Below are 20,708 nucleotides of genomic sequence, written 5' to 3' on the forward strand. Positions count from 1 at the left end.
GCGGCAGGCCGTGATGGTAGGCAGCAACTCACCAGGTCACCAAGGCTTTTGCGGCCTTCCGGGCGATCCGGCAACGACTCGTTCGCGCCGCGTTCACAAGTGGACGGACCGGCTGCGGGCGTGCTTTCATCGCCGCCATGGCCCCGCAGCAGATCATGTCCGCGCTCCTCGACCCGTTCTGGGCCGGGCGCCGCGCCGACCACTTCGACCAGATCTGTCGCTGACGCGCGCCCGGCGGCCCGGCACAGCCCGGAAGACCGCCGCTTCGCCCGCCCTCCGCTCCGCCGAGCCCCCCGACGCACCCCGTACGCCCCGTCCCGTCGCGCCCTTCGCCCGTGCGCCGTACGGCAGTTGCCGCACCGCGCCGCACGCGGCTGCCGAACCGCGCACCGATCGGCCGTACCGGGCATTTCCGAGGACCACGCATGTCAGCGACCACAGTGCCACCTGCCTCCGCCTCTCCCGACTCCGTCTCCCCCGCATCGACCGCCCCCGGCTCGGACCGGGCCTCCGGCTCCCCCGCGCTCCCGGTGATCGACATTTCCCGGTTCCGCGGCACCCCCGGCGAGCGCGCCGCGCTGCTGGCCGAACTCCGGCACGCGGCACGCGAGATCGGCTTCTTCTACGTCGTCGGCCACGGCGTCGACCCCGGACTACGGGCGCAGGCCCTCGCGGTCGCGCGACGCTTCTTCGCGCTGCCCGAGGAGCAGCGCCTGGAGATCGAGAACGTCCGGTCTCCGCAGTTCCGCGGCTACACTCGCACCGGCACCGAGTACACCGCCGGCGGCCCCGACTGGCGCGAGCAACTGGACATCGGCCCGGAGCGGCAGGCGCTGCGCATCGAGCCCGGCGACCCGGCGTACCTGCGCCTCGTCGGCCCGAACCAATGGCCCTCCGCACTACCGGAGTTGAAGGACGTCGTGCTGCGCTGGCAGGCCGAGGCGCTGCGGGTGAGCCGTGAGGTGCTCCGCGCGCTGGCCGCCGCCCTCGGCCAGGACTCCGGCTACTTCGACGAGTGGTTCGACGACGAGGCGGCGGTCCACGTCAAGGTCGTGCACTATCCGGGCCGTCCCGCCGCCGACGTCGAGCAGGGCGTGGGCGCGCACAAGGACTACGGGTATCTGGCGCTGCTCCAGCAGGACGAGGTCGGCGGGCTCCAGGTCCAGGCACGCGACGGTTCGTGGATCGACGCGGCACCGCTGCCCGACTCGTTCGTCTTCAACATCGGCGAGATGCTGGAGATCGCCACCGGCGGCTATCTGCGGGCCACGCAGCACCGGGTGGTGGCCCCGCCGCCGGGCGTGGACCGCTATTCCCTGCCGTTCTTCCTGGGCCCGCGGCTGGACGCGGTGGTCGAGCCGCTGACCCTGCCCGCGGAGCTGGCCGCGGTCGCGGACGGCGTCACCGAGGATCCCGGCAATCCGCTCGAACCCGCGTTCGGCGAGAACGCCCTGCTGGGCTGGCTGCGTTCGCACCCGCGCGTGGTCGACCGCTGGTGGCGCGACCTCGCGGAGGGCGGGGCAGTGCGCAGCGGCCCGGCGTTCGACACGCTGCAGGTCCACGCGGGCGCCCGTCCCGATCCGGTGACGGGTGCGCGGGCCGTGCCGGTGTACCTGACGACGAGCTACGTGTTCCGCGACACCGGGCACGCCGCCGACGCGTTCGCGCTCACCGACCTCGACACGCACGCGTACACCCGCCTGTCCAACCCGACGACCGCGGCGGCCGAGGAGCGGATCGCCGCGCTGGAAGGCGGCACCGCGGCGGTCGCGGTGGGCAGCGGCCAGGCGGCCACCACGCTTGCGCTGCTCAATCTGGTGCGGGCCGGCGGCCACATCGCCGCGGCGGCGTCGCTGTACGGCGGCACCCGCACGTTGCTCGAACACACCTTCGCCGACCTGGGCATCGACGTGACGTTCGTCGACGACCCCGACGACATCGGCGCGTGGCGGCGCGCGGTCCGCCCCGAGACGCGGGCGCTGTTCGCGGAGAGCATCGGCAACCCGCGCGGGAATGTGCTCGACATCGCTGCGGTCGCCGGCGTCGCGCATGCGGCCGGGGTGCCGCTGGTGGTCGACAACACGGTCCTCACGCCGTACCTCCTGCGCCCGCTGGAGCACGGTGCGGACATCGTGGTGCACTCGACCACGAAGTTCCTGGGCGGGCACGGCACGGCGATCGGGGGCGTGGTGGTCGACGGCGGCCGCTTCGACTTCGGGGCGCGCCCGGAGCGCTGGCCCGGGCTGGTGGCGCCGGATCCGACGTACCACGGGCTGTCGTTCTGGGACCGGTTCGGCGCCGACCGGGTGGCGTACGCGCTGCGCCTGCGCGTACGCCTGCTGCGCGACCTCGGCCCAGCCGTCTCGCCGCTCAACAGCTTCCTTCTCCTCCAGGGCCTGGAGACGCTGTCCCTGCGCGTCGCCCGGCACACCGCGAACGCCGAGCAGGTGGCGGCCTGGCTCGCCGGGCAGCCCGGCGTGCTGCGCGTCGACCATCCGAGCCTGCCGTCCAGCCCGTGGCACGAGGCCGCCCGGCGGTACCTGCCGCGCGGTGCGGGTGCGGTGCTCGCGGTCGACCTCGCGGGCGGGCTCGACGCGGGCCGCCGGTTCGTCGAAGGGCTGCGGCTGTTCAGCCACTTGGCGAACATCGGGGACGCGCGCAGCCTGGCGATCCATCCGGCGTCCACCACGCATGCGCAGCTCGACGCGGCGCAGCAGGCGGCCGCGGGCGTGTCGCCCGGTCTGGTCCGGCTGTCGGTGGGCCTGGAGGGCGTCGGCGACCTGATCGCGGACCTGCGGCGCGGCCTCGCCGCGACTCTCGACTCCGCACCCGTCGCGGGCGATGCTGATGCGGCTCTGGACCCGACCGCGGAGGCGCGCTCATGACGATCCATCACCTCACTGCCCGGGAGATCAAGCTGCGCGGCGCCCGCGGAGAGTTCCACCTGCGGGTCTGGCCGGCGGCCGCGGCCACCGGCGCCGCGGAGGCGGCGAGCGGCGCCGATGCGTCCGGCAGCCCGCAGACCGCACCTGCGGGGGTCGTGCTCTTCCTCCACGGACTGGGCGAACACGGGGGCCTGTACGGCCCGTTGGCCGAGCGGCTGGCCGCGGACGGGGTCGAGCTGTGGGCGCCCGACCACATCGGGCACGGTCTGAGCGACGGTACGCGCGTCCTGGTGGAGAGCCTGGACGCGCTGGCCGACGACGCCGAGCTGATCCTCGCCCGCATCGCGGAGGAGCGTCCCGGCGTGCCGCTGGTGCTCGCGGGCCATTCGCTCGGTGCCGCGATCAGCCTGCTGCTGGCCGGCGAACGCCCGTCCGCCGCACATGCGAAGGCCTTGGTGCTGGCCGGCGCGAGCATCGGGCTCTCCGCCGACGGAAACCCGGAGGCGGACCGGGCGGGCGGCCTGCGCAAGCTCCTCGAAGAGCTCGGGATCGACCCGTTGGACCTGCGCAAGGACCCGTCCGAGCTGTGCGGCAACTCCGCGTACGCGGACCAGGTCCGCAACGATCCCCTGGTCTGGGACGGCGGTCTGCGCCTGGAGACCCTGGACGCCCTGGAGGAGGGCGGCCGCCGCATCGCCGGGATCGTCGGCGCCGGGCGCCCGACCGTCCCGATCCTGTTCCTGCACGGCGGCGCCGACGACCTGGCGCCGGCCGCCGCGGTCGAGGCCACCGCCGCGCGCCTGCCGAACGCACGGGCCCGGGTCTTCCCCGAGGACCGGCACAACGTGCTCGCCGAGACCGACCAGGCGGACGTGTACGACGAGTTCGCCGCGTTCGTGCGGGCCGCCGTCACCGCGTAGCGGCCCCGCGGCCGCCGCCGCGAACCACCAGTCCGTCTTCCCCTTCCCTTCGTTCCCTTCGTTCCCTTCGTTCCCGGCGTTCCCGCCACGACTTCACCGGCCACGTGCCGCCCTGCAAGGAGATCACTTCACCATGCGCAGATCCCTTTTCCGCCTCGCGACCGCCCTCGTGCTGACCGGTGCCGCCGGCTTCGGCGCGGTCGCGTGCGGTACGGGCGAGTCGCCGTCGGGCAACGACGGGAACACCTCGACGGGCGCCGCCGGCCCGTCCGGAAGCCCGTCCACCGCACCGGACTCCGCACTCGACCCGAACGCCACGGTCAACGTGCGCCTGGTGCTCGAACCGACCAGCCTCAACCTGACCACCACCGCCGGCGCCGCGCTCGAGCAGCTGCTGCTCGACAACGTGTACCAAGGCCTGCTCACCGTGGACACCAACGCGGGCAACAAGATCGTCCCCGCGCTCGCCGCGTCCTACGAGGCGTCGCCGGACGGCCTGACGTACACCTTCAAGCTGGCCGCGGGCGCCGCCTTCCACGACGGCTCCCCGGTCACCGCGGACGACGTCGTCTGGTCCTTGCAGCAGGCCGTCGCACCGGGCAGCAAGCAGCCCAACGCCAAGGCGCTCGCCTCCATAGCGGGCGTCGCCGCACCGGACCCGGGCACCGTCGTCGTCACCTTGAAGCAGCGCGACAACGACCTGACCTGGGGGCTCACCGGCCGCGCCGGGGTCGTCTACAAGAAGGGCACGGACTTCGCGAAGCTGGACGCCACCGAGAACGGCACCGGGCCTTTCAAGCTGGGCGGCTGGCAGCGCGGCTCCTCGGTGACCCTGGTCCGCAACGACGCCTACCAGGGCCCCGGCCCCAAGGCGAAGGCCGCCAAGGTCGTGCTGCGGTACATCACGGACCGCAACGCCGCCAACAACGCGCAGGCCACCGGCCAGACCGACATCCAGACCAGCGCGGACGCGACCCTGCTCCAACCCTTCACCGGGAACGCCGGCTTCGCGGTCCTGCGCGGCACCACCACCGACAAGTACACGCTCGCGCTCAACAACGCGAAGCCCCCGCTGGACAACCCGGCGGTACGGCATGCGATCCGCCGCGCGATCGACAAGAACGCGCTGATCGAGGCGCTCGGCGGGGCCGGCGTGCGGGTCGGCGGCCCGGTGCCGACCGCGGACCCCTGGTACGAGGACCTGACCGGGATCGACGCGTACGACCCGGCCGCGGCCAAGAAGCTGCTCGCCGACGCGGGGTTCGGCGGCGGGCTGAAGCTCACCCTCAAGATCCCGAGCATCTATCCGGCGGCCATCGGCGACGTCCTGGTCTCGGACCTGAAGAAGGCGGGCATCGATCTGACGGTCAAGCAGCAGGAGTTCACCGCCTGGCTGACCGAGGTCTACACCGCCAAGGACTACGAGCTGAGCCTGGTCAACCACGCCGAGCCGCGCGACCTGGGCAACTACGCCAACCCGGCCTACTACTTCGGCTACGCCAACAAGCAGGTCCAGGACTGGTTCGCCCAGGCCGTGGCGGCTCCGGACGAGAAGACGCGCACCGCACTGCTCGCCAAGGCGGCCCGGCAGGCCTCCGAGGACGCCGCGGCGGACTGGCTGTTCCAGGCGCAGACGATCACCGTCGTCCGCAAGGGCGTGGCGGGTGCGCCGCAGCACTTCACGAGCAGCCGGCTGCCGCTGGCGGGCGTGGGGATCGTGAAGTGACCCGCCCCCGACCGGCCCGGCCCGCCGACGCACGCGTCCGGCCCGCTGCCGCACGCGTCCGGCCGCGCCGCCGTACCGCCGTCTCCGCGGCGGCCCGGCCGTGACCGTGTTCGTCGTACGGCGCCTCGTCCTGCTGGTGGTCTCGCTGTTCGCGGCGAGTGTGCTGACCTTCGCACTGCTGCGGCTCCTCCCCGGGGACGCCGCCGCCGCGATCGGCGGGATCACCGCGGACGAGGCCCAACTGCGCGCCGTCCGGCACGAACTGGGGCTGGACCGGCCGCTCGTGCAGCAGTACGCGACGTGGCTGGCGGACGTGCTGTCCGGCGATCTGGGGCGCTCGCAGCTCAACGGCACGTCGGTGACCGCGGAGTTGGGCGAGAAGGCCCGGGTCACCGGGCCGCTCGTCCTCGGCTCGCTGGCCCTCGCCCTGGCCGGCGCGGTGCCGCTGGGCGTGCTGGCCGCGCTCCGGCACCGCAGCCGGGTCGGTACCGGCATCAGCGCGGCGAGCCAGATCGGCATCGCGCTGCCGACGCTGTGGGTGGGCCTGCTCCTGGTGACCGTGTTCGCGGTGCAGAACCGCCGACTGCCGGCCCAGGGCTTCCCGGTCGAGGGCTGGGCCGAGCCGGGCCAGGCGCTGCGCAGCCTCGTGCTGCCCTGGATCACCCTCGCGCTGTCGGAGGGCGCGGTGCTGCTGCGTTTCGTCCGGTCGGCCACGTTGGACGTGCTGGGGCAGGACTTCCTGCGCACCGCGCGGGCGAACGGGCGTACCCGGGCGGGGGCGCTGTGGCGGCACGGGCTGCGCAACGCGTCCGGACCGGTGGTGTCGGTGCTGGGCATCCAGGTGGCGGCGCTGCTCGTCGGAGCGGTCGTGGTGGAGAAGCTGTTCGCGCTGCCGGGGGCGGGGTCGATGCTCGTCGCCGACGTCGGCAACCGCGATCTGGTCAAGGTGCAAGGCGAGGTGCTGGTGGTGGTCGCGATCGTCCTGGCGGTCGGTTTCGCGGTCGACGTGGGCCAGCGGCTGATCGATCCGCGGCTGCGGGAGACGGGCCGGTGAGCGGGATCCTGCGGGCGCTGCTGCGGCACCGCAGCGGACTGCTCGGCCTCGTCCTCGTGTCGGTCCTGGTCGCCGCCGCGGCGGTGTCGTGGGTCTGGACGCCGTACGACCCCACCACCACGGATCTGAAGGCCCGCTGGGTGCTGCCGTTCCGCGACGGCCACGTGCTGGGCACGGACATGCTGGGGCGGGACCAGTTGAGCCTGCTGCTGGTCGGGGCCCGGGAGACGCTGGCCGTCGCCCTGCTGGCCACCGCCATCGCGGCCGCGGTGGGTTTGCTGATGGCCGGCGCCGCGGCCTTGGCCCCGCGCTGGATCTCCGCGTCCGTCGTGCAACTGGTCGACGTGGTGATCGCGTTCCCGGCGCTGCTCACCGCGATGGTCCTGGCCGCGGTCTTCGGCGGATCGCTGTGGACCGCGGCGAGCGCGGTGGGGATCGCCTCGGGCGTGCATGTGGCCCGCGTGACACGCCTGGAGATCGAGCGCGTCCGCGGCACCGACTACGTGCTCGCGGCCACCGCGAGCGGGTCGGGCACGTGGCGCACGATGCGCCGCCACGTGCTGCCCAACATCGCCCCGACGCTGATCGTGCAGCTGTCCCTGGTGATGGCGGTGGCGACGCTGACCGAGGCGTCGTTGTCCTACCTGGGGTACGGCAGCCCGTCGCCCGCGGTGTCGTGGGGGCGCATGCTGCACGACCAGCAGCCGTACATCGAGGCGCGCCCGCTGCTGGTGGTCTGGCCGGGCATCGCGGTGGCGCTGACGGTGCTCGGCTTCAACCTGCTCGGGGACGCGCTGCGCGACGCGACCGATCCGCGACTGCGCGGCTCGGGCGTCGGCTCCGCGGCGCCCGGCGGCGTCCCGGAATCCGCTGCGGAGGGCCTCCCGAAGCACGGCTCGGCGGCCGCTGTCCCGGTGGCTGCCGTGGCGGCTCCCGCTTCCGCTCCCCTGCTGACCGTCACCGACCTGACCATCCGCGTCGGGGCGCGCATCCTGGTCGACGGGGTCTCCCTGTCCCTGGCTGCCGGTGAACGGCTCGGCCTCATCGGGGAGTCCGGCTCCGGCAAGTCGCTGACCTCGCTCGCGGTCCCGGGCCTGCTCCCCGAGGGCCTGACCGCGTCCGGGAGCATCCGGATCGACGGCGTCGAGCTCCTGGGCCGTCCGGAACGGCAGCTGGCCGGTATCCGCGGCGAGCGGGTGGCCATGGTGTTCCAGGAGCCGCTCACCGCGCTGGACCCGCTGTGGCGCATCGGCCGGCAGATCGCCGAACCGCTGCGCCTGCACCGGGGTCTGACGCGGCGCCAGGCGGACGAGGAGGCGCTGCGGCTGGCCCGCCGCGTCGGGCTGCCCGACCCCGAGCACATCGTCCGCGCCTGGCCGCACCAGCTGTCCGGTGGCCAGCGGCAGCGCGTCGGCATCGCCATCGCGTTGGCCTGCCGTCCGGCCCTGCTGATCGCGGACGAGCCGACCACCGCCCTCGACGCCACCGTGCAACGCGAAATCCTGGCCCTCCTGGACGAGTTGACGCGCGAACAGGGCACCGCGCTGATCTTCGTCACGCACGACCTGGCGGTGGTCGCGAGCGTCGCCGACCGGATCGCGGTCATGCGCCGCGGACGGATCGTCGAGCACGGCCCGCTCGGCGAGGTGCTGGCGTCCCCGCGGGAGGCGTACACCCGCTCCCTGCTCGCGGCAGCCCGCGCGACGTCCTTCACACCGTCCCCTGCGTCCCCTTCCGCGGTACCTCCCATTCCGCCTTCCGCTCCCTCCGCCGAGCCCTTCGAACCGTCCCTGGCCACGGAGGCGACCACATGAACGAGACCGCATCACTCCCGACGGCCGAAACGGCGACCGAAACAGCACCCGAACCACTGCTCAGCGCCCGCGGGTTGAGGCGCACGTACCGCCTGCCCCGACGCCGCCTTCTGCGCCCCGCACCCGTCCGCCAGGCCCTGCGCGGCGTCGACCTGGAGGTCCGGGAAGGCGGCAGCCTGGGGATCGTCGGCGAGTCGGGCGCGGGCAAGTCGACGCTGATCCGGCTCCTGCTCGGCCTCGACCGGGCCGACGCCGGGCAGGTGCTCTACCGGGGGCGCGAGGTGGCGGGCGGCGGGCGGCCCCGCGACCTGGCGTGGTTCCGGCGCGAAGTGCAGTTCGTGCCGCAGGATCCGCTCGGCTCGCTGGATCCGCGGATGCGCGTGCGCGACATCGTCGCCGAACCCCTGGAGTGCCTGGCCGACGCGAGTACGGCCGCGGACGGAAAGGCCGGCCGCGACCGCCGCATCGACGAAGTGCTGCACGCCGTGGGCCTGGACGCGGCAGACGTACGCCGCCGCTACCCGCACGAGTTCTCCGGCGGCCAGCGCCAGCGCATCGCCATCGCCCGCGCGCTGGCGCCGCGGCCGCGCCTGCTGATCGCCGACGAACCGGTCAGCGCGCTGGACGTGTCGGTGCGCGTCCAGGTGCTGGATCTGCTCCGCGACCTGACCGCCCGGCTCGGGTTGGCGCTGGTCCTGGTCTCGCACGATCTAGGCGTGGTGCAGCTCCTGTGCGAGGAGGTCCTGGTCCTCAAGGACGGCCGCGTCGAGGAGCAGGGCCCGGCGGAGGCCGTCCTCCGTGCTCCGCGGTCCGGCTACACCCGGGAACTTCTGGCCTCCGTCCCGTCTTTGGCCGCCGACCCGGTCAGCGCACCGCGGTACGGTCCCACGCGCTGAGCGCGTCGCGGATCATGTGGGCCGGCGCTTGCCATCTACTTGGGGACCGGGTCATTACCCCCTGCATGCCGCGGATTGCAGCGCCGCAGGCGACGCACCGTCAGGTACGTGCCTTTGACGGCCCCATGGCGCTCCAGTGCACCCACCGCGTACGTCGAACACGTCGGCGTGTAGCGGCAGCACGGCGGGTGCTTCGGGCTGATCTCACTCCGGTAGCGGTGCACGGCATGCAGCAGCCGCCCCCGCAGGCCGCTTCCGTGCGTGCCTGCGCGGCCCGTACGGAACAGGGCCGCGAGCATGATCCCGGCGATGCCCAGGAACTGGCCGGTGAGGACCGTCAGGCAGTCGCAGCTCGGCACGTCGCATCCGCAGCAGTCCCCACCGTCGGTCGCCGAGTCGGCCACGTCGATGGCGTTCTCGAGGACCCGGTCGGACGACTGCTCTTCCTCCCCCTCGCCGGCGCCCCCCGCACCCCCGGCGAACGGGTTCCCGCTCGGCATGGCGTTCATCATCCCCCCGAGTCCGCGGACCCTGCCCCGGCGGCGGAGCCTGCTGTCGCCGACTTACACGCCACACGGGCCCCATCCGGTTCGCCGAGCCGGGCAATCAGCCCCGCATCGCCGGGGATTTATGTTCTCAATCTAGCGACAGTCAAAAAAGCGCGCTAACGTTCGTGGCGTCGACGCTGCTGAATCCATTCATCCGAGTGTGGGACAGGCCTGCGACGTACCCGCGGTACGCGCCGAGCCCCCGCGCTGCGGCCTCCTTGCTGCTTCCCCGCAGCCCATCCGTCCCGATTCCTTTTTCTGCCTCCCCTGCTGCACACGCCCGAGGTGAGCATGGCCATCCTGCGCCTGGTGGTCCGGCGGCTCTTGTCGTCGCTACCCCTGCTGTTCATCGTCTCCGCGTTCACATTCGTGCTGGTCTCACTGGTGCCGGGCGACCCGGCCCGGACGATCGTGGGACAGCACGCGACCGAGGAGCAGTACGAAAACGTGCGGGCCCAACTGGGCCTCGACGAGTCATTGCCGGTCCAGTACTGGAACTGGTTGGAGGGCGTCGTCCGCGGCGACCTCGGCGCCTCGCTGTTCAGCGGCGAGCCGGTGACCGCGATGCTCAACAACCGGCTCCCGGTGTCCCTTTCGCTGATCATCGCGGCGACCGTCGTGTCCGGCATCGCAGGCGTGGCGCTCGGCGTGCTCAGTGCCCGGCGCGGCGGTGCGCTCGTGCGGACCGTCGACGTGCTCGCGCTGCTGGGGCTGGCGGTCCCGGCGTTCTGGCTCGCGCTGGTGCTGATCGCGTTCTTCGCGGTGCAGTTCCGCTGGCTGCCGGTGACCGGGTACGTCCCGCTCGGCGAGGACCCGGTCGAGTGGGCGCGTTCGCTGGTGCTCCCGGTGGTGTCGATGTCGCTGAGCGCGGTGGCGATCATCGCCAAGCAGACCCGCGATTCGGTGCTCGACACCATGACCAAGGACTTCATCCGCGTGATGGAGGCCAACGGCTTCCGGGACCGCTCGATCCTCTACCGGCACATCCTGCGGAACGCCGCGCTGCCGGTGGTGACCGTGCTCGGTGTCGTCATGGTCAGCCTGCTGGCCGGCACGGTCTTCGTGGAGACGGTGTTCGCGATGCCCGGCCTGGGCGGGGTGACGCAGCAGGCGACCGTGCAGCACGACATCCCGGTCATCCAGGGGGCGGTCCTCTACATCACGGTCGTGGTGGTCGTGGTGAATCTGCTCGTGGACCTGGCCTACGGCCGGCTCGACCCGAGGGTGCGTGCCTGATGGGGATGGACAACGCGAAGAAGACGAGGCAGGGTCTCGCCCGCCGGGTGCTGCGGCGCCCCGCGGCGGTCATTGCGGTGGCGTGGCTGGTGCTGCTGGTCGCGGCGACCACGGCCGCGCCGCTGTTCACCTCGTACGGCGCTCTCGAGCAGGATCTCGGGAACGTGCTCGAAGGGCCTTCCGCCGACCATCTGCTGGGCACCGACGTCCTGGGCCGCGACCTGCTGAGCCGGCTGCTGTTCGGCGGCCGGTCCACGCTGGTGGCGGTCGCCGAGGCGCTCGCGGTCTTCCTGGTCATCGGCGTGACGCTGGGCCTGCTGGCCGGCTACCGCGGCGGCTGGGTGGACTGGCTGGTGACGCGCGGCGCGGACCTGATGTTCGCGCTGCCCGGCATCGTCATCGTGCTGGTCGTGCTCTCCGTCTTCCCGGGGAACCTGCACGCCGCCATGATCACGTTCGGCATCCTCGGTGCGCCCGGTCTGATCCGCATCCTGCGCGCGCAGACGCTGACCATCCGCGAGGAATTGTTCGTGGCCGCGGCGAAGGTGGCCGGGCTGACGCACGGTCAGATCCTGCGCCGGCACGTGCTGCCGCGCATGGCGAGCATCATCATCGTGCAGGGCGCGCTGTTCGCCGCGATCGTGGTGACGATCCAGGCGGGCCTGGGCTTCCTGGGCCTGGGCGCGCAGCCGCCGGAGCCGTCCTGGGGCGGGCTGGTGGCGGACGCCTCGCAGTCCATCGACCGAGCGCCGTGGATGCTGGTGCCGGCCGGGGTGCCGATGGTCCTGACCGTGGTCGCGCTCGGCCTGCTCGGCGATGCGATCCGGGACGCCGCGATCGAGAACTGGGCGGTGTCGCGCAGCAGTTCGGCGCAACCTGGGGGCCGTCCTGCCGAGCGCATCCCCGCCCAGCGGGCCGCGGCGGACGACGCGGTCGCCGCCCCCGCACCCGACGCCCTGCTGTCGGTCCGCGACCTGACCATCGAGATCGGCGGCCTGCGCGTCGTGGACGGCGTCAGCCTGGACGTCGCCCCCGGCGAGACCGTCGGCCTGGTCGGCGAGTCGGGCTGCGGCAAGTCGGTGACCTCGCTGGGCATCCTGGGCCTGATCCCGGGCGGTGGGCGGATCACCGGCGGCCGGGTCGTCTTCGACGGCGTCGACGTCGCGGGCGCTCCCGAGGCGATGGCCCGCATCCGCGGCACCGGGATCGCGTACGTCTCGCAGGAACCCATGGTGGCGCTCGACCCGACGTACGCAGTCGGACGCCAACTCGCCGAGGCGGTACGCACGCACCGCCGCTGCGACCGCAAGGGGGCCCACGCCCGGGCGCTGGAACTCCTCGACCTGGTGCACATCCCGGACCCGGCCGCAGTCGCCCGGCGGTACCTGCACCAACTGTCCGGCGGCATGGCGCAGCGCGTCGCCATCGCACTCGCGCTTGCCGGCGAGCCGCGGCTGCTGATCGCCGACGAGCCGACCACAGCGCTGGACGTCACCGTGCAGGCCGAGATCCTGGGTCTGCTGCGCGAGATCCAGGAGCGCACCGGCATGGCGGTCCTCCTGGTCACGCACGACTGGGGCGTGGTGGCCGACCTGTGCCGCCGCGCGGTGGTGATGTACGCCGGGCAGGTCGTCGAACAGGCCGATGTGGACGGCATGTTCGCGCACCCGCTGCATCCGTACACCGGCGGTCTCATGGCCGCCAATCCGCATCACGCGGTGCACGGCGAGGCGCTCCCGACCATCCCGGGCACGGTCCCCGCGCCGTACGAGTGGCCGTCCGGCTGCCGGTTCGCGGCGCGCTGCGACCGGGCCACCGAGGAATGCGCGGCCGCGCCGGTCCCGCTCTCCCTGCCGGTACCCGGGCGCTCCACGCGGTGCATCCACGTCGGTTCCCTGCTCCAGGAAGGCGGCCTCCGGTGACCGCATCGAGCGCTTCCACGTCCGAGACCGGAACGGCCTCCGCTCCCCCGGCGGTCCTCGAAGTCCGGGACCTGTCGGTGCACTTCCGGCAGGGCCGCGGCCATCCTCCGCTGCGCGCGGTGGACGGCGTGAGCTTCGCGGTCCGCGCGGGCGAGACGGTCGGCCTGGTCGGCGAGTCGGGGTCCGGCAAGTCCACGATCGGCCGGGCCGTACTCGGCCTCAACCCGGTCACCGAGGGCCGGATCAGTTTCGCGGGCGACGACATAACCCGCGCCGCGCCGCGGGTACGCCGCCGGCTCAGCTCCCGGCTGCAGGTCGTCTTCCAGGACCCGTACTCGTCGCTGAACCCGGCCCGCACGATCGGGCAGACGCTCGCCGAGCCGCTGCTCGTCCACGAGAAGTCCGGCCGCGCCGAGACCGCCGAACGCGTCGCCGCCATGCTCCGGCGCGTCGGAATGCCCGCGGACGCAGCCGACCGCTACCCCGGGCAATTCTCCGGCGGCCAGCGGCAGCGCATCGCGATCGCCCGGGCGCTGATGCTGTCGCCGCAGCTGGTGATCTGCGACGAGCCGGTCAGCGCGCTGGACCTGTCGATCCAGGCCCAGGTGATGAACCTGCTCGCCGAGTTGCAGGACGAACTCGCGCTCAGCTACTTGTTCATCGCACACGATCTGCCGGTGGTCCGGCACCTGTCGCATCGCGTGCTGGTGCTGTACCGCGGCCAGGTCCTCGAATCGGGCGATGCGGGCGCGGTATACGACCGCCCGGCGCACCCGTACACGCAGGCCCTGCTGGCCGCGGCCCCGGAGCCGGACCCCGCCGCACAACGGGCACGCCGCGCCTCACGCGCTGCTGCCAAGGCGGAGCCGGGTCCGCCGTCCCCCACCGGCTGCGTCTTCGCCCACCGCTGCCCGCAGGTCGCCGACCGCTGCCGTACCGAGCGCCCGGAGCTGCGCGTCCTGGCCCCGGAGCCCGCACCCCGGGCCGTCGCCTGCCACTTGGTGGACGAACTCCCTTGATCCGGAGGGCGTGGCCCCTAGTGCTGTGGCCGGGAAGGTTTGCCGGTTCCCGGTGTTCGGTGCGGTGCATCGCAAGGCGCAGGGCCGAAGCTCGTACTCGGTCGTACTTGCGAGGCCCTGCAACGCCGCGAGGTGCCGTGCCGGGCGCCGGGAACCGGTGAACCTTTCCGGTCACAGCACTAGGCGCGTGCGCGTGCCCGCTGCCGCAATGCGCCGGGTGTGCGCCCGCTACAACGGGCTCCTTCTGGGCATATCAAATACAGCAGCCGATCGCGGCTGCCCCCGTTTGCACCAAGCTCGCGCATCGGCCGTGCGGGTGAACCGGGGGCGGCGCGACCGGCTGCCGTCGGCCTCAGGGGGCGGCTGTTTGTCCCGAGCGTGTAACCGATGGGCCATAAGGAGCATCGGGTGGTCTGACAACCCCCACCTGTTGGGCAAGACAGTGATGAGCCGAGCTTGCGAAGGAACTTCGGGAGCCCGGGGGCAAGGAGTCCACGACGCTTCAACCGGGCAGTGCCCGGCCAACCCTTCAGGAGGTGGCGGACATGCCGCAGGTCAGGATCGTCAAGCGCCCTACCCCCGCTCGTCCGCGGCCTCCGCTGGACCTGCGTACGCCGTCCGGCCGGCCGCTCCCGTACTGAGCCCGGTCCGTACCCTCCGGAACTCCGACTCTTCAGGCGGTCGGCCCACCCGCGGGCCGACCGCCTGAAGCCGTGATCCGTCCGACCGCCTGGAGCCGTCATCCGTCGGACCACCGGGAGCCGTTATCCGTCGGACCTACTGACGCCGTTGTCCGTCAGAGCGCCGACCGCAGGTGCGCGGTGACGCCCGCCAGATCGGCGGCGATCTGGTCGCGGTCGATGTCGTGCTGGCCGCCGATCCGCGCCACCACCTGGTTAGGGATGCCCGCCTGGGTGAGCAGCGCACCGAAGTCCTGCTGGCTGCGCAGCACCTTGGCCTCGCTCATCGTGCCCACGAAGGGGATCTCGCCCAGCGATGCGGTGCTGTCGCCGGCGCTCATGAAGATCCGCTTGCCGCGGTAGCGGTCCACGTTCTGGCACGGGTTGTCGGCGCTGACGCGCGCCTCCGCCCACGGGACGCCGTAGACCATGCCGCCGTTGAGGTCGACCATCGAGGACAGGTTGATCCAGTGGCCGAGGATCCCGCCCTGGCCGCGGATGTCGGCCGGGCCGGAGTACGAGCTGACCGCGGAGAAGTGGCCGTAGTACTTGGCCGTGTACTTCAGGGCGCCGAAGCCGCCCATGGAGAACCCGGCGACCGCGCGCCCGGCGAACTCGGCGTGCACGCGGAAGTTCGCCTCGACCCAGGGAAGCAGCTGGGTCATGTGGAAGTCCTCCCAGTTCCGCGCACCGGAAAAGGAGCTGACCGGGTTGCAGTACCAGCCGGCACGCCCGCCGTCGGGCATGACGACGACGAGGTCGAGGCCGGCGGTGAGCCGGCGTATCTCGCCGTAGCCCTCCCACCAGGTGTAGTCGCAGTTGCCGCCGTGGTGGAGGTAGAGCACCGGGTACGTCTTGCCGCTGGTCTCGTAGCCCTCGGGGAGGAGCACGTTGACGGCGGGTCCGGAGTTGAGCCAGCCGATCGCCGCCGTCTTGAACCGGTAGAACTTCAGCCGGGGGTCGCTCTCCCGGCTTTCGATGATCTGCAGTCCGAATCCGTTGCTCGCGGCATGCGCTTGGCTCGCGCCGGCGAGCAGTCCGGCGCCGCCCAAGGCGAGCGCGCCGCCGGCCTTGAGAACGGACCGGCGGGAGAGAGGAAGACTAGGCATGCCGAAAAGCTAGTCGAATTCACGTTTCAGAACAGCGGGATCGACGACAATGGCCGAAAAGAGGGCCGGGCCCGCCACCTCACTCGCCCGCCGGGACGTACCGCAGGACACCGCCGCGCGGCACCAAGTAACCGACTCCGACCTGCCGGGGGAACTCGCCGCGCAGAGTTGCCGGATCGGCCACGCAAGCAACCTCCCATCCGACGACGCCGAAGCGGAAGGGAGCGGTCTCGAAGGCTTTGCGGGCGATCCCGGCGAGCCAATCGTCCAGGGCCGCCGAGCGAATGGACAGCCGCTCGTCCGCGAAGGGCACGCCCGCGTGGCTCAGGGCACCGTACGGCACGCAGAAGGAGAGCCAGTCGCCGTCCTCGCCGCCGACGACCGCGTCCGGATCGCCGCGGACCACCAGGCACAGGCAGACCACGAGTTGCCCGGTCGGCAGGCGGACTTGGCCGCGGAGGGCGTACGCCTCAGCCAGGGCCGCGACCGTGCGCGGCACGCGATCCTGCTCGTGCGGTTCGCGGTCGCGCTGCGCGAAGCAGCCCCGCACGTCCGCGGCCGACCACACGGCGTCGAGGACGGCCTGCAACTGGGCGTCGTCGCCCGGCGCGAGCTCGATGGCGAGTTCGTAGTAGCCGCCGTGCCAGTTGTCCGCGACGCGGAACGCCGCCGGGTCGGGGCGGGACGTCTCGCCGAGGCCGTCCGGTGTGTCGGCTCCGGGCCCGGGCACAGGTCAGCCGGTCGCGAGGAGTTTGCCGAGCAGGGCTGCGAGTTGCGTTCGCTCCTTGGCAGTGAGCGGGGCCAGGGCCTCGGCGAGGTAGTCCGGGACGTCGCGTTCGAGGACGGCGAGCGCGGTGCGGCCGGCATCGGTGATGGTGACCGCGTACGCGCGCCGGTCTTCGGGGTTGCGTTCGCGGCGGACGTGGCCGTTGCGCTCCAGTTCCTCGCACAGGCCGACCATGACGCTGCGGTCGATACGGAGTTCCTCGGCGAGGACCTGCTGCGAACGGGGGCCCACGGCGTCCAGCATCTTCAGGACGAGGTGCTGGCCGACCAGGTAGCCGCGGCGTTCGGCGAACGCGTCGCCCGCGCGGGCGACCGCGGCCGCGGCCCGGCACAGGGCGATGTCCGGCCGCTCGGCGGCGAGTTGCGTGAAGTACGCACCGGGCACGTGGCCCTCGCGTCGGCTCGCCATGCGGTCTCCTCCGGCGGTGCTGGGTACGGGCGGGACGCTACCACAAATCGTCTGTGCGCCAATCGTTTGACGGAAGACGATTGGTGCTCGTAGCGTGCACAATCATCTGCGCCAAGACGATTTTCCCGCCGAGGAACTTCGGAGGACCTGCCATGCCGCTGGACCTGTCGCCGGACGAACTGCTGTCCACCACACGCGCCGTACGCAAGCGGCTCGACTTCTCGCGCCCGGTGCCGCGCGCGCTGATCGAGGAATGCGTCGACCTGGCCACCCAGGCGCCGACCGGCCGCAACCGGCAGCGCTGGCACTTCATCGTCGTCACCGAGGATCCGCAGCGCCGGGCCGTCGCCGCGCTCTTCCGGGAGGCCGCGGCACGCGGCGGCGGGCGGCCTGTCGGCGACCGCGACCTGGAGCGGATGCATGCCTTCCCCGGCTCGATGGAGCGGATAGCCGACGGCTTCCAGCACCTCTACGACAACATCCACCGCGTACCGGCGTTCGTCATCCCCGCGGTCGAGGGCCGCACCGACCGGGCCGGTGTGCAGGACCAGGCCATGACCTGGGGATCGATCCTGCCCGCCGCGTGGAGCTTCATGCTCGCCGCCCGGGCCCGCGGCCTCGGCACTGTCTGGACCACCGCGCAGGCGCCGGTCGAGCGCGAGTTGGCCGCGGTGCTGAAGGTGCCGTACGACGACGTCATGCTCGCCGCGTTCGTCCCGCTGGCGTTCACCCTCGGCACGGACTTCCGGCCGGCCCGCCGCATCCCCCGCGAGGAGGTGCTGCACTGGAACGGCTGGTGACCCTGCCGGAGACCGCACCCCGAGCGCGGGACTCGGACGGACACGTCGAAAGCTCAGGCAGTCGAAGCTCAGGCAGTCAAAGCTCAGGCTGTCGAAAGCTCGGGCAGTCGAAAGCTCAGGCTTCCGCGCAGCTCAGGCTTCCGAGCAGCTCAGACCGGTGACCTTTTCCACGTGCCGCAGGCCCGCGGCGGCCAGGCCCTCGTGGAGGTCCTGGAAGACCCGGCGGGCCTCGACGGCGTTCCAGTCGTCGGGCAGCAGTTCGGCGGGCAGGCCCGGGTCGAGGTACGGGAGCCGGCGCCACTCGGTGAGCATCGGGACGTAGCGGCGGAACGCGTGGTCCGGGTCGGTCTCCGGGTGGGCGGCGAGTTCCGCGGCGACGGGCCCGTAGCGGACGGTGAACTCGGCGTACTGCTCCTCTATCGCCTTGAAGTCCCACCACTCGGCGACCGCGGTGCGCGGGTCGGAGAAGGCCGCGTAGTCGCCCGCGAAGAGGTGGACGTAGTCGCTCAGCCCCACCCGGGTGAGGGTGGTGCGGGCGTCCTCCAGGAGGCGGCCGGGGGCGACCCATACGCCCGGGGAGGCCTTGCCGAACCCGAGCCAGGTGAGGCGGGCGCGGAGTTGGTGGCGGTGCGCGCGCTCGCTCTCCGGCACGGAGAAGACCGCGACGACCCAGCCGTCCTCCAGCCGGGCGGGCTCCAGGTTGCCGAAGATCCGCCGGTCGCCCTCGTCGAAGACGGGGCCCATCGCCGGGCTGAGCCGGTAGCCGATGCCGGACTGGCGCTCCTGCACGAGCGTGCCGCGCTTCTTGAGCCGGGAGATCGCCGAGCGCACCGCGGGCGCGTCCACGTCCAGTTCGCCCATCAGCGTGATCAGATGGGCGATCGAGATCCACCCGCCGCAACGCCGGACGAACGCACCGTAGATGGTGTTGATCAGAGAACTGGGTCGGTACGCGCTGTCGGCCATGATCGCCTTCCTGGGGTGTGCCGCGGCGATCCTATCCAGCAACCGTGCCGGGGCACGTACGGTGCCCGCGCGGCGCTGCCATGCGGCGCCGCGCGGGCGGTCCAGGGCACTGCCCGAGGGCCCGTGCGGGCGTCAGCCGGGCAGCGGGGCCTCGGCGTACGCGCCGGACAAGAGGTGTCCGGCGCCCGGTGCGTGGGCGGGCAGTCCGAGGGCGCGCAGCATCTGGTGCGCGGTGCAGATGGCCGCCGACACGACCGGTTTGCCGAGGCGCTGTTCGGCCTCCTCGACGGCGGCCAGCGACGGCATCTGGACGCACGCGGAGAGCACCACGGCGTCGGCGTCCGCGTGGTCGAGGGCGGCCGCGATGCCGGGCAGCCGCAGCGGGTCATGCGCCGCGACGTCCAGGTTGTCGGGGATCTCCAGGGCGGTGAAGTCGAGCACCTTGATGCCCTCGTGCCCGAGGTAGTCCACGACCGTCCGGGTCAGCGGCATCATGTACGGCGCGACGAGGGCCACCTTCGTGGCGCCGAGCGTCTTGAGGCCGTGGACCAGGGCCCCGGCGCTGGTGACGACCGGCGCCGGGCCGCCGTTCTCGACCGTGCGCCGGTGCAGGCGCTCCTCGGAGGTGCGGTGGTAGCCGAGGCCCATGCTCATGATGGCGACCAGGCAGGCGTACCCGAGGACGTCCATGCGCGCGTCGGAGAGTTCGACGGCGCAGCGGTCGGAGTCCGCGTCCATCGCCTTGAGCTGTTCGGGCGTCACGTGGGTCATGCGCATGCGGCTGGAGTGGAAGGTGAACCGCTCCGGGGCGACCTGCTCGCGGGCGCGCAGGATCGCGGGTATCTCGGTTTCCATCGTGACGTTGGAGCTCGGCACGATCTGGCCGATGCGGTAGCTGCGTGGGGACACCGGAAGTGCCTCTCTGTGGTGCGGGGCGGGCGGCGGGGCGACTCGGCGTCAGCGCGCGTCGACGACCGGGTTGGACAGGGTGCCGATGCCCGCGATGGTGGCCTCGACGATGTCGCCGGGCCGGAGGAACTCCGGGGGGTTCATGCCCGCGCCGACGCCGGACGGCGATCCGGTGGCGATCACGTCGCCGGGTTCGAGGGTGACGCCGGAGCTGATGTCGGCGATCAGCCGCGGGATCCGGAAGAGCATGTCCCGCGTGTTGCCCTTCTGCTTCGTCCGGCCGTTGACGGCCAGGTGCAGGTCGAGGTCGAGGGGATCCTCGATCTCGTCGGCGGTGACCACGGCCGGGCCGAACGGGCAGTAGGAGTCCTGCCCCTTGGAGAAGAACCACTGCCCCGAGCGGCGCTGGTCGCGGGCGCTGATGTCGTTGACGATGCTGTAGCCGAAGATGTGGTCCCAGGCGTCTTCCTCGCTCACCCGGAACGCGGTCTTGCCGATGACGACCGCGAGTTCGCACTCCCAGTCGAGCTGCGCGGTGAGGTTCCCGTTGTGCAGGATCGGGTGCCCGGGGCCGGTGACCGCGGTGGCCGGCTTGCTGAACAGGACCGGCCGGTCCGGGAGTTCCTTGGCGGTGTCGAGGCTGCGGCTGGACTCCTCGACGTGCTCGACGTAGTTCAGGCCGACGCCGATCACCTTGCCGGGCCGCAGCGGCGCCTGGAGGGTGACGTCGGCGAGCGCCCGGACCGCGCCGTCCGGCAGCTCGGCCGAGGACGCGGCCAACAGCTTGCGCGCCGCGGCGTGCGCGACCGGGCCGGCGGCGATCAGGGAGCGCAGGTCGCCCGGAAGTTCGGTGCCCCGGGCCGCAGCCAGCGCGCCCAGGTCGGCGACGCGGTCGCCGGCGAGCAGCGCACCGAGGCGGGGGTCGGCGGAGGTTGCGGTGGTGAAGGTGACAAGTCGCATCTGTGGTTCCTCGGTGAGTGCGGCAGGGCTGCGTCGTGTGCGGCAGGGGCTGCGTCCGGGCGGGCGGCC

Annotated in this window: 17 protein-coding genes and 1 pseudogene; 11 read left to right on the plus strand and 7 right to left on the minus strand. The window is 72.5% G+C overall.

Annotated elements, in window-relative coordinates; translation table 11 throughout:
- Window positions 1-425: 425 nt before the first annotated feature.
- The 7 genes and pseudogenes from LZ495_RS08725 to LZ495_RS08755 form a co-directional block, all read left to right on the plus strand.
- Window positions 426-1,277 (plus strand): annotated as a pseudogene (locus tag LZ495_RS08725) (isopenicillin N synthase family dioxygenase); the annotation flags it as partial.
- A 204-nt stretch (window positions 1,278-1,481) separates the two neighbouring features.
- Window positions 1,482-2,885 carry an O-acetylhomoserine aminocarboxypropyltransferase/cysteine synthase family protein gene (locus LZ495_RS08730; RefSeq protein WP_308267818.1) on the plus strand — a complete coding sequence of 468 codons (1,404 nt, stop codon included), beginning with the start codon at window positions 1,482-1,484 and terminating at the stop codon, window positions 2,883-2,885.
- Window positions 2,882-3,805: an alpha/beta fold hydrolase gene (locus LZ495_RS08735; protein ID WP_235051435.1), complete on the plus strand. Its 924-nt coding sequence runs from the start codon at window positions 2,882-2,884 to the stop codon at window positions 3,803-3,805. The genes LZ495_RS08730 and LZ495_RS08735 overlap by 4 nt, the downstream gene beginning before the upstream one ends.
- Before the next feature lie 133 nt (window positions 3,806-3,938).
- A complete protein-coding gene (locus LZ495_RS08740; RefSeq protein WP_235051436.1) occupies window positions 3,939-5,531 on the plus strand; it encodes an ABC transporter substrate-binding protein in 1,593 nt (530 codons plus the stop codon).
- A gap of 100 nt (window positions 5,532-5,631) precedes the next feature.
- Entirely contained in the window at window positions 5,632-6,585 is a 954-nt protein-coding gene (locus LZ495_RS08745; protein ID WP_235051437.1) for an ABC transporter permease, read from the plus strand.
- The gene (locus tag LZ495_RS08750; protein ID WP_235051438.1) at window positions 6,582-8,399 is read left to right on the plus strand and encodes a dipeptide/oligopeptide/nickel ABC transporter permease/ATP-binding protein; all 1,818 of its coding nucleotides are present in this window, start codon (window positions 6,582-6,584) and stop codon (window positions 8,397-8,399) included. Before LZ495_RS08745 ends, LZ495_RS08750 begins: the two co-directional genes overlap by 4 nt.
- Window positions 8,396-9,295: an ABC transporter ATP-binding protein gene (locus LZ495_RS08755; protein ID WP_235051439.1), complete on the plus strand. Its 900-nt coding sequence runs from the start codon at window positions 8,396-8,398 to the stop codon at window positions 9,293-9,295. Before LZ495_RS08750 ends, LZ495_RS08755 begins: the two co-directional genes overlap by 4 nt.
- Before the next feature lie 35 nt (window positions 9,296-9,330).
- Here the strand turns inward: LZ495_RS08755 and yidD are convergent, their stop codons facing one another.
- Window positions 9,331-9,795, minus strand: coding sequence for a membrane protein insertion efficiency factor YidD (gene yidD, locus LZ495_RS45250; RefSeq protein ID WP_235051440.1), 465 nt, complete (start codon window positions 9,793-9,795; stop codon window positions 9,331-9,333).
- A 339-nt stretch (window positions 9,796-10,134) separates the two neighbouring features.
- Between yidD and LZ495_RS08765 the strand changes: the two genes are divergently transcribed.
- From LZ495_RS08765 to LZ495_RS08775, 3 genes are read left to right on the plus strand one after another with little or no spacing between them, the layout of a single operon-like run.
- On the plus strand, window positions 10,135-11,079 hold the full coding sequence (locus LZ495_RS08765) for an ABC transporter permease (protein ID WP_235051518.1): 945 nt from the start codon (window positions 10,135-10,137) through the stop codon (window positions 11,077-11,079).
- Complete coding sequence (locus tag LZ495_RS08770) at window positions 11,079-13,001, plus strand: dipeptide/oligopeptide/nickel ABC transporter permease/ATP-binding protein (RefSeq protein WP_235051441.1); 1,923 nt, start codon at window positions 11,079-11,081, stop codon at window positions 12,999-13,001. Before LZ495_RS08765 ends, LZ495_RS08770 begins: the two co-directional genes overlap by 1 nt.
- Window positions 12,998-14,020 (plus strand): ABC transporter ATP-binding protein, encoded by a 1,023-nt coding sequence (locus LZ495_RS08775; protein ID WP_235051442.1) that lies wholly within the window; start codon window positions 12,998-13,000, stop codon window positions 14,018-14,020. The genes LZ495_RS08770 and LZ495_RS08775 overlap by 4 nt, the downstream gene beginning before the upstream one ends.
- A 796-nt stretch (window positions 14,021-14,816) precedes the next feature.
- Here the strand turns inward: LZ495_RS08775 and LZ495_RS08780 are convergent.
- The 3 genes from LZ495_RS08780 to LZ495_RS08790 form a co-directional block, all read right to left on the minus strand.
- A complete protein-coding gene (locus LZ495_RS08780) occupies window positions 14,817-15,809 on the minus strand; it encodes an alpha/beta hydrolase (protein WP_235051443.1) in 993 nt (330 codons plus the stop codon).
- Between the two features lie 79 nt (window positions 15,810-15,888).
- The gene (locus LZ495_RS08785; RefSeq protein WP_235051444.1) at window positions 15,889-16,539 is read right to left on the minus strand and encodes a hypothetical protein; all 651 of its coding nucleotides are present in this window, start codon (window positions 16,537-16,539) and stop codon (window positions 15,889-15,891) included.
- A 3-nt stretch (window positions 16,540-16,542) separates the two neighbouring features.
- On the minus strand, window positions 16,543-17,004 hold the full coding sequence (locus LZ495_RS08790; protein WP_235051445.1) for a MarR family winged helix-turn-helix transcriptional regulator: 462 nt from the start codon (window positions 17,002-17,004) through the stop codon (window positions 16,543-16,545).
- 152 nt (window positions 17,005-17,156) lie between these two features.
- On the opposite strand from LZ495_RS08790, the gene LZ495_RS08795 reads away from it, so the two are divergent.
- Window positions 17,157-17,804: a nitroreductase family protein gene (locus tag LZ495_RS08795; protein WP_235051446.1), complete on the plus strand. Its 648-nt coding sequence runs from the start codon at window positions 17,157-17,159 to the stop codon at window positions 17,802-17,804.
- 132 nt (window positions 17,805-17,936) lie between these two features.
- Here the strand turns inward: LZ495_RS08795 and LZ495_RS08800 are convergent, their stop codons facing one another.
- The 3 genes from LZ495_RS08800 to LZ495_RS08810 all read right to left on the minus strand — a co-directional run bounded on the left by LZ495_RS08800 (window position 17,937) and on the right by LZ495_RS08810 (window position 20,639).
- A complete protein-coding gene (locus LZ495_RS08800; protein ID WP_235051447.1) occupies window positions 17,937-18,770 on the minus strand; it encodes a PaaX family transcriptional regulator in 834 nt (277 codons plus the stop codon).
- A gap of 132 nt (window positions 18,771-18,902) precedes the next feature.
- Window positions 18,903-19,625: a maleate cis-trans isomerase family protein gene (locus LZ495_RS08805; protein WP_235051519.1), complete on the minus strand. Its 723-nt coding sequence runs from the start codon at window positions 19,623-19,625 to the stop codon at window positions 18,903-18,905.
- A 102-nt stretch (window positions 19,626-19,727) separates the two neighbouring features.
- Window positions 19,728-20,639 (minus strand): fumarylacetoacetate hydrolase family protein, encoded by a 912-nt coding sequence (locus tag LZ495_RS08810; protein ID WP_235051448.1) that lies wholly within the window; start codon window positions 20,637-20,639, stop codon window positions 19,728-19,730.
- Between the last annotated feature and the right edge of the window lie 69 nt (window positions 20,640-20,708).

Source organism: Yinghuangia soli, from assembly GCF_021502675.1.
Classification (GTDB): Bacteria; Actinomycetota; Actinomycetes; order Streptomycetales; family Streptomycetaceae; genus Yinghuangia; species Yinghuangia soli.

Excerpts from the sequence above, each read along its gene's own strand:
- LZ495_RS08755 (WP_235051439.1), top strand. The coding sequence starts at position 8,396 with ATGAACGAGACCGCATCACTCCCGACGGCCGAAACGGCGACCGAAACA.
- LZ495_RS08765 (WP_235051518.1), top strand. The coding sequence starts at position 10,135 with ATGGCCATCCTGCGCCTGGTGGTCCGGCGGCTCTTGTCGTCGCTACCC.
- LZ495_RS08790 (WP_235051445.1), bottom strand. The coding sequence starts at position 17,004 with ATGGCGAGCCGACGCGAGGGCCACGTGCCCGGTGCGTACTTCACGCAA.
- LZ495_RS08795 (WP_235051446.1), top strand. The coding sequence starts at position 17,157 with ATGCCGCTGGACCTGTCGCCGGACGAACTGCTGTCCACCACACGCGCC.
- LZ495_RS08770 (WP_235051441.1), top strand. The coding sequence starts at position 11,079 with ATGGGGATGGACAACGCGAAGAAGACGAGGCAGGGTCTCGCCCGCCGG.
- LZ495_RS08740 (WP_235051436.1), top strand. The coding sequence starts at position 3,939 with ATGCGCAGATCCCTTTTCCGCCTCGCGACCGCCCTCGTGCTGACCGGT.
- LZ495_RS08780 (WP_235051443.1), bottom strand. The coding sequence starts at position 15,809 with ATGCCTAGTCTTCCTCTCTCCCGCCGGTCCGTTCTCAAGGCCGGCGGC.
- LZ495_RS08805 (WP_235051519.1), bottom strand. The coding sequence starts at position 19,625 with ATGGAAACCGAGATACCCGCGATCCTGCGCGCCCGCGAGCAGGTCGCC.
- LZ495_RS08735 (WP_235051435.1), top strand. The coding sequence starts at position 2,882 with ATGACGATCCATCACCTCACTGCCCGGGAGATCAAGCTGCGCGGCGCC.
- yidD (WP_235051440.1), bottom strand. The coding sequence starts at position 9,795 with ATGCCGAGCGGGAACCCGTTCGCCGGGGGTGCGGGGGGCGCCGGCGAG.
- LZ495_RS08810 (WP_235051448.1), bottom strand. The coding sequence starts at position 20,639 with ATGCGACTTGTCACCTTCACCACCGCAACCTCCGCCGACCCCCGCCTC.
- LZ495_RS08800 (WP_235051447.1), bottom strand. The coding sequence starts at position 18,770 with ATGGCCGACAGCGCGTACCGACCCAGTTCTCTGATCAACACCATCTAC.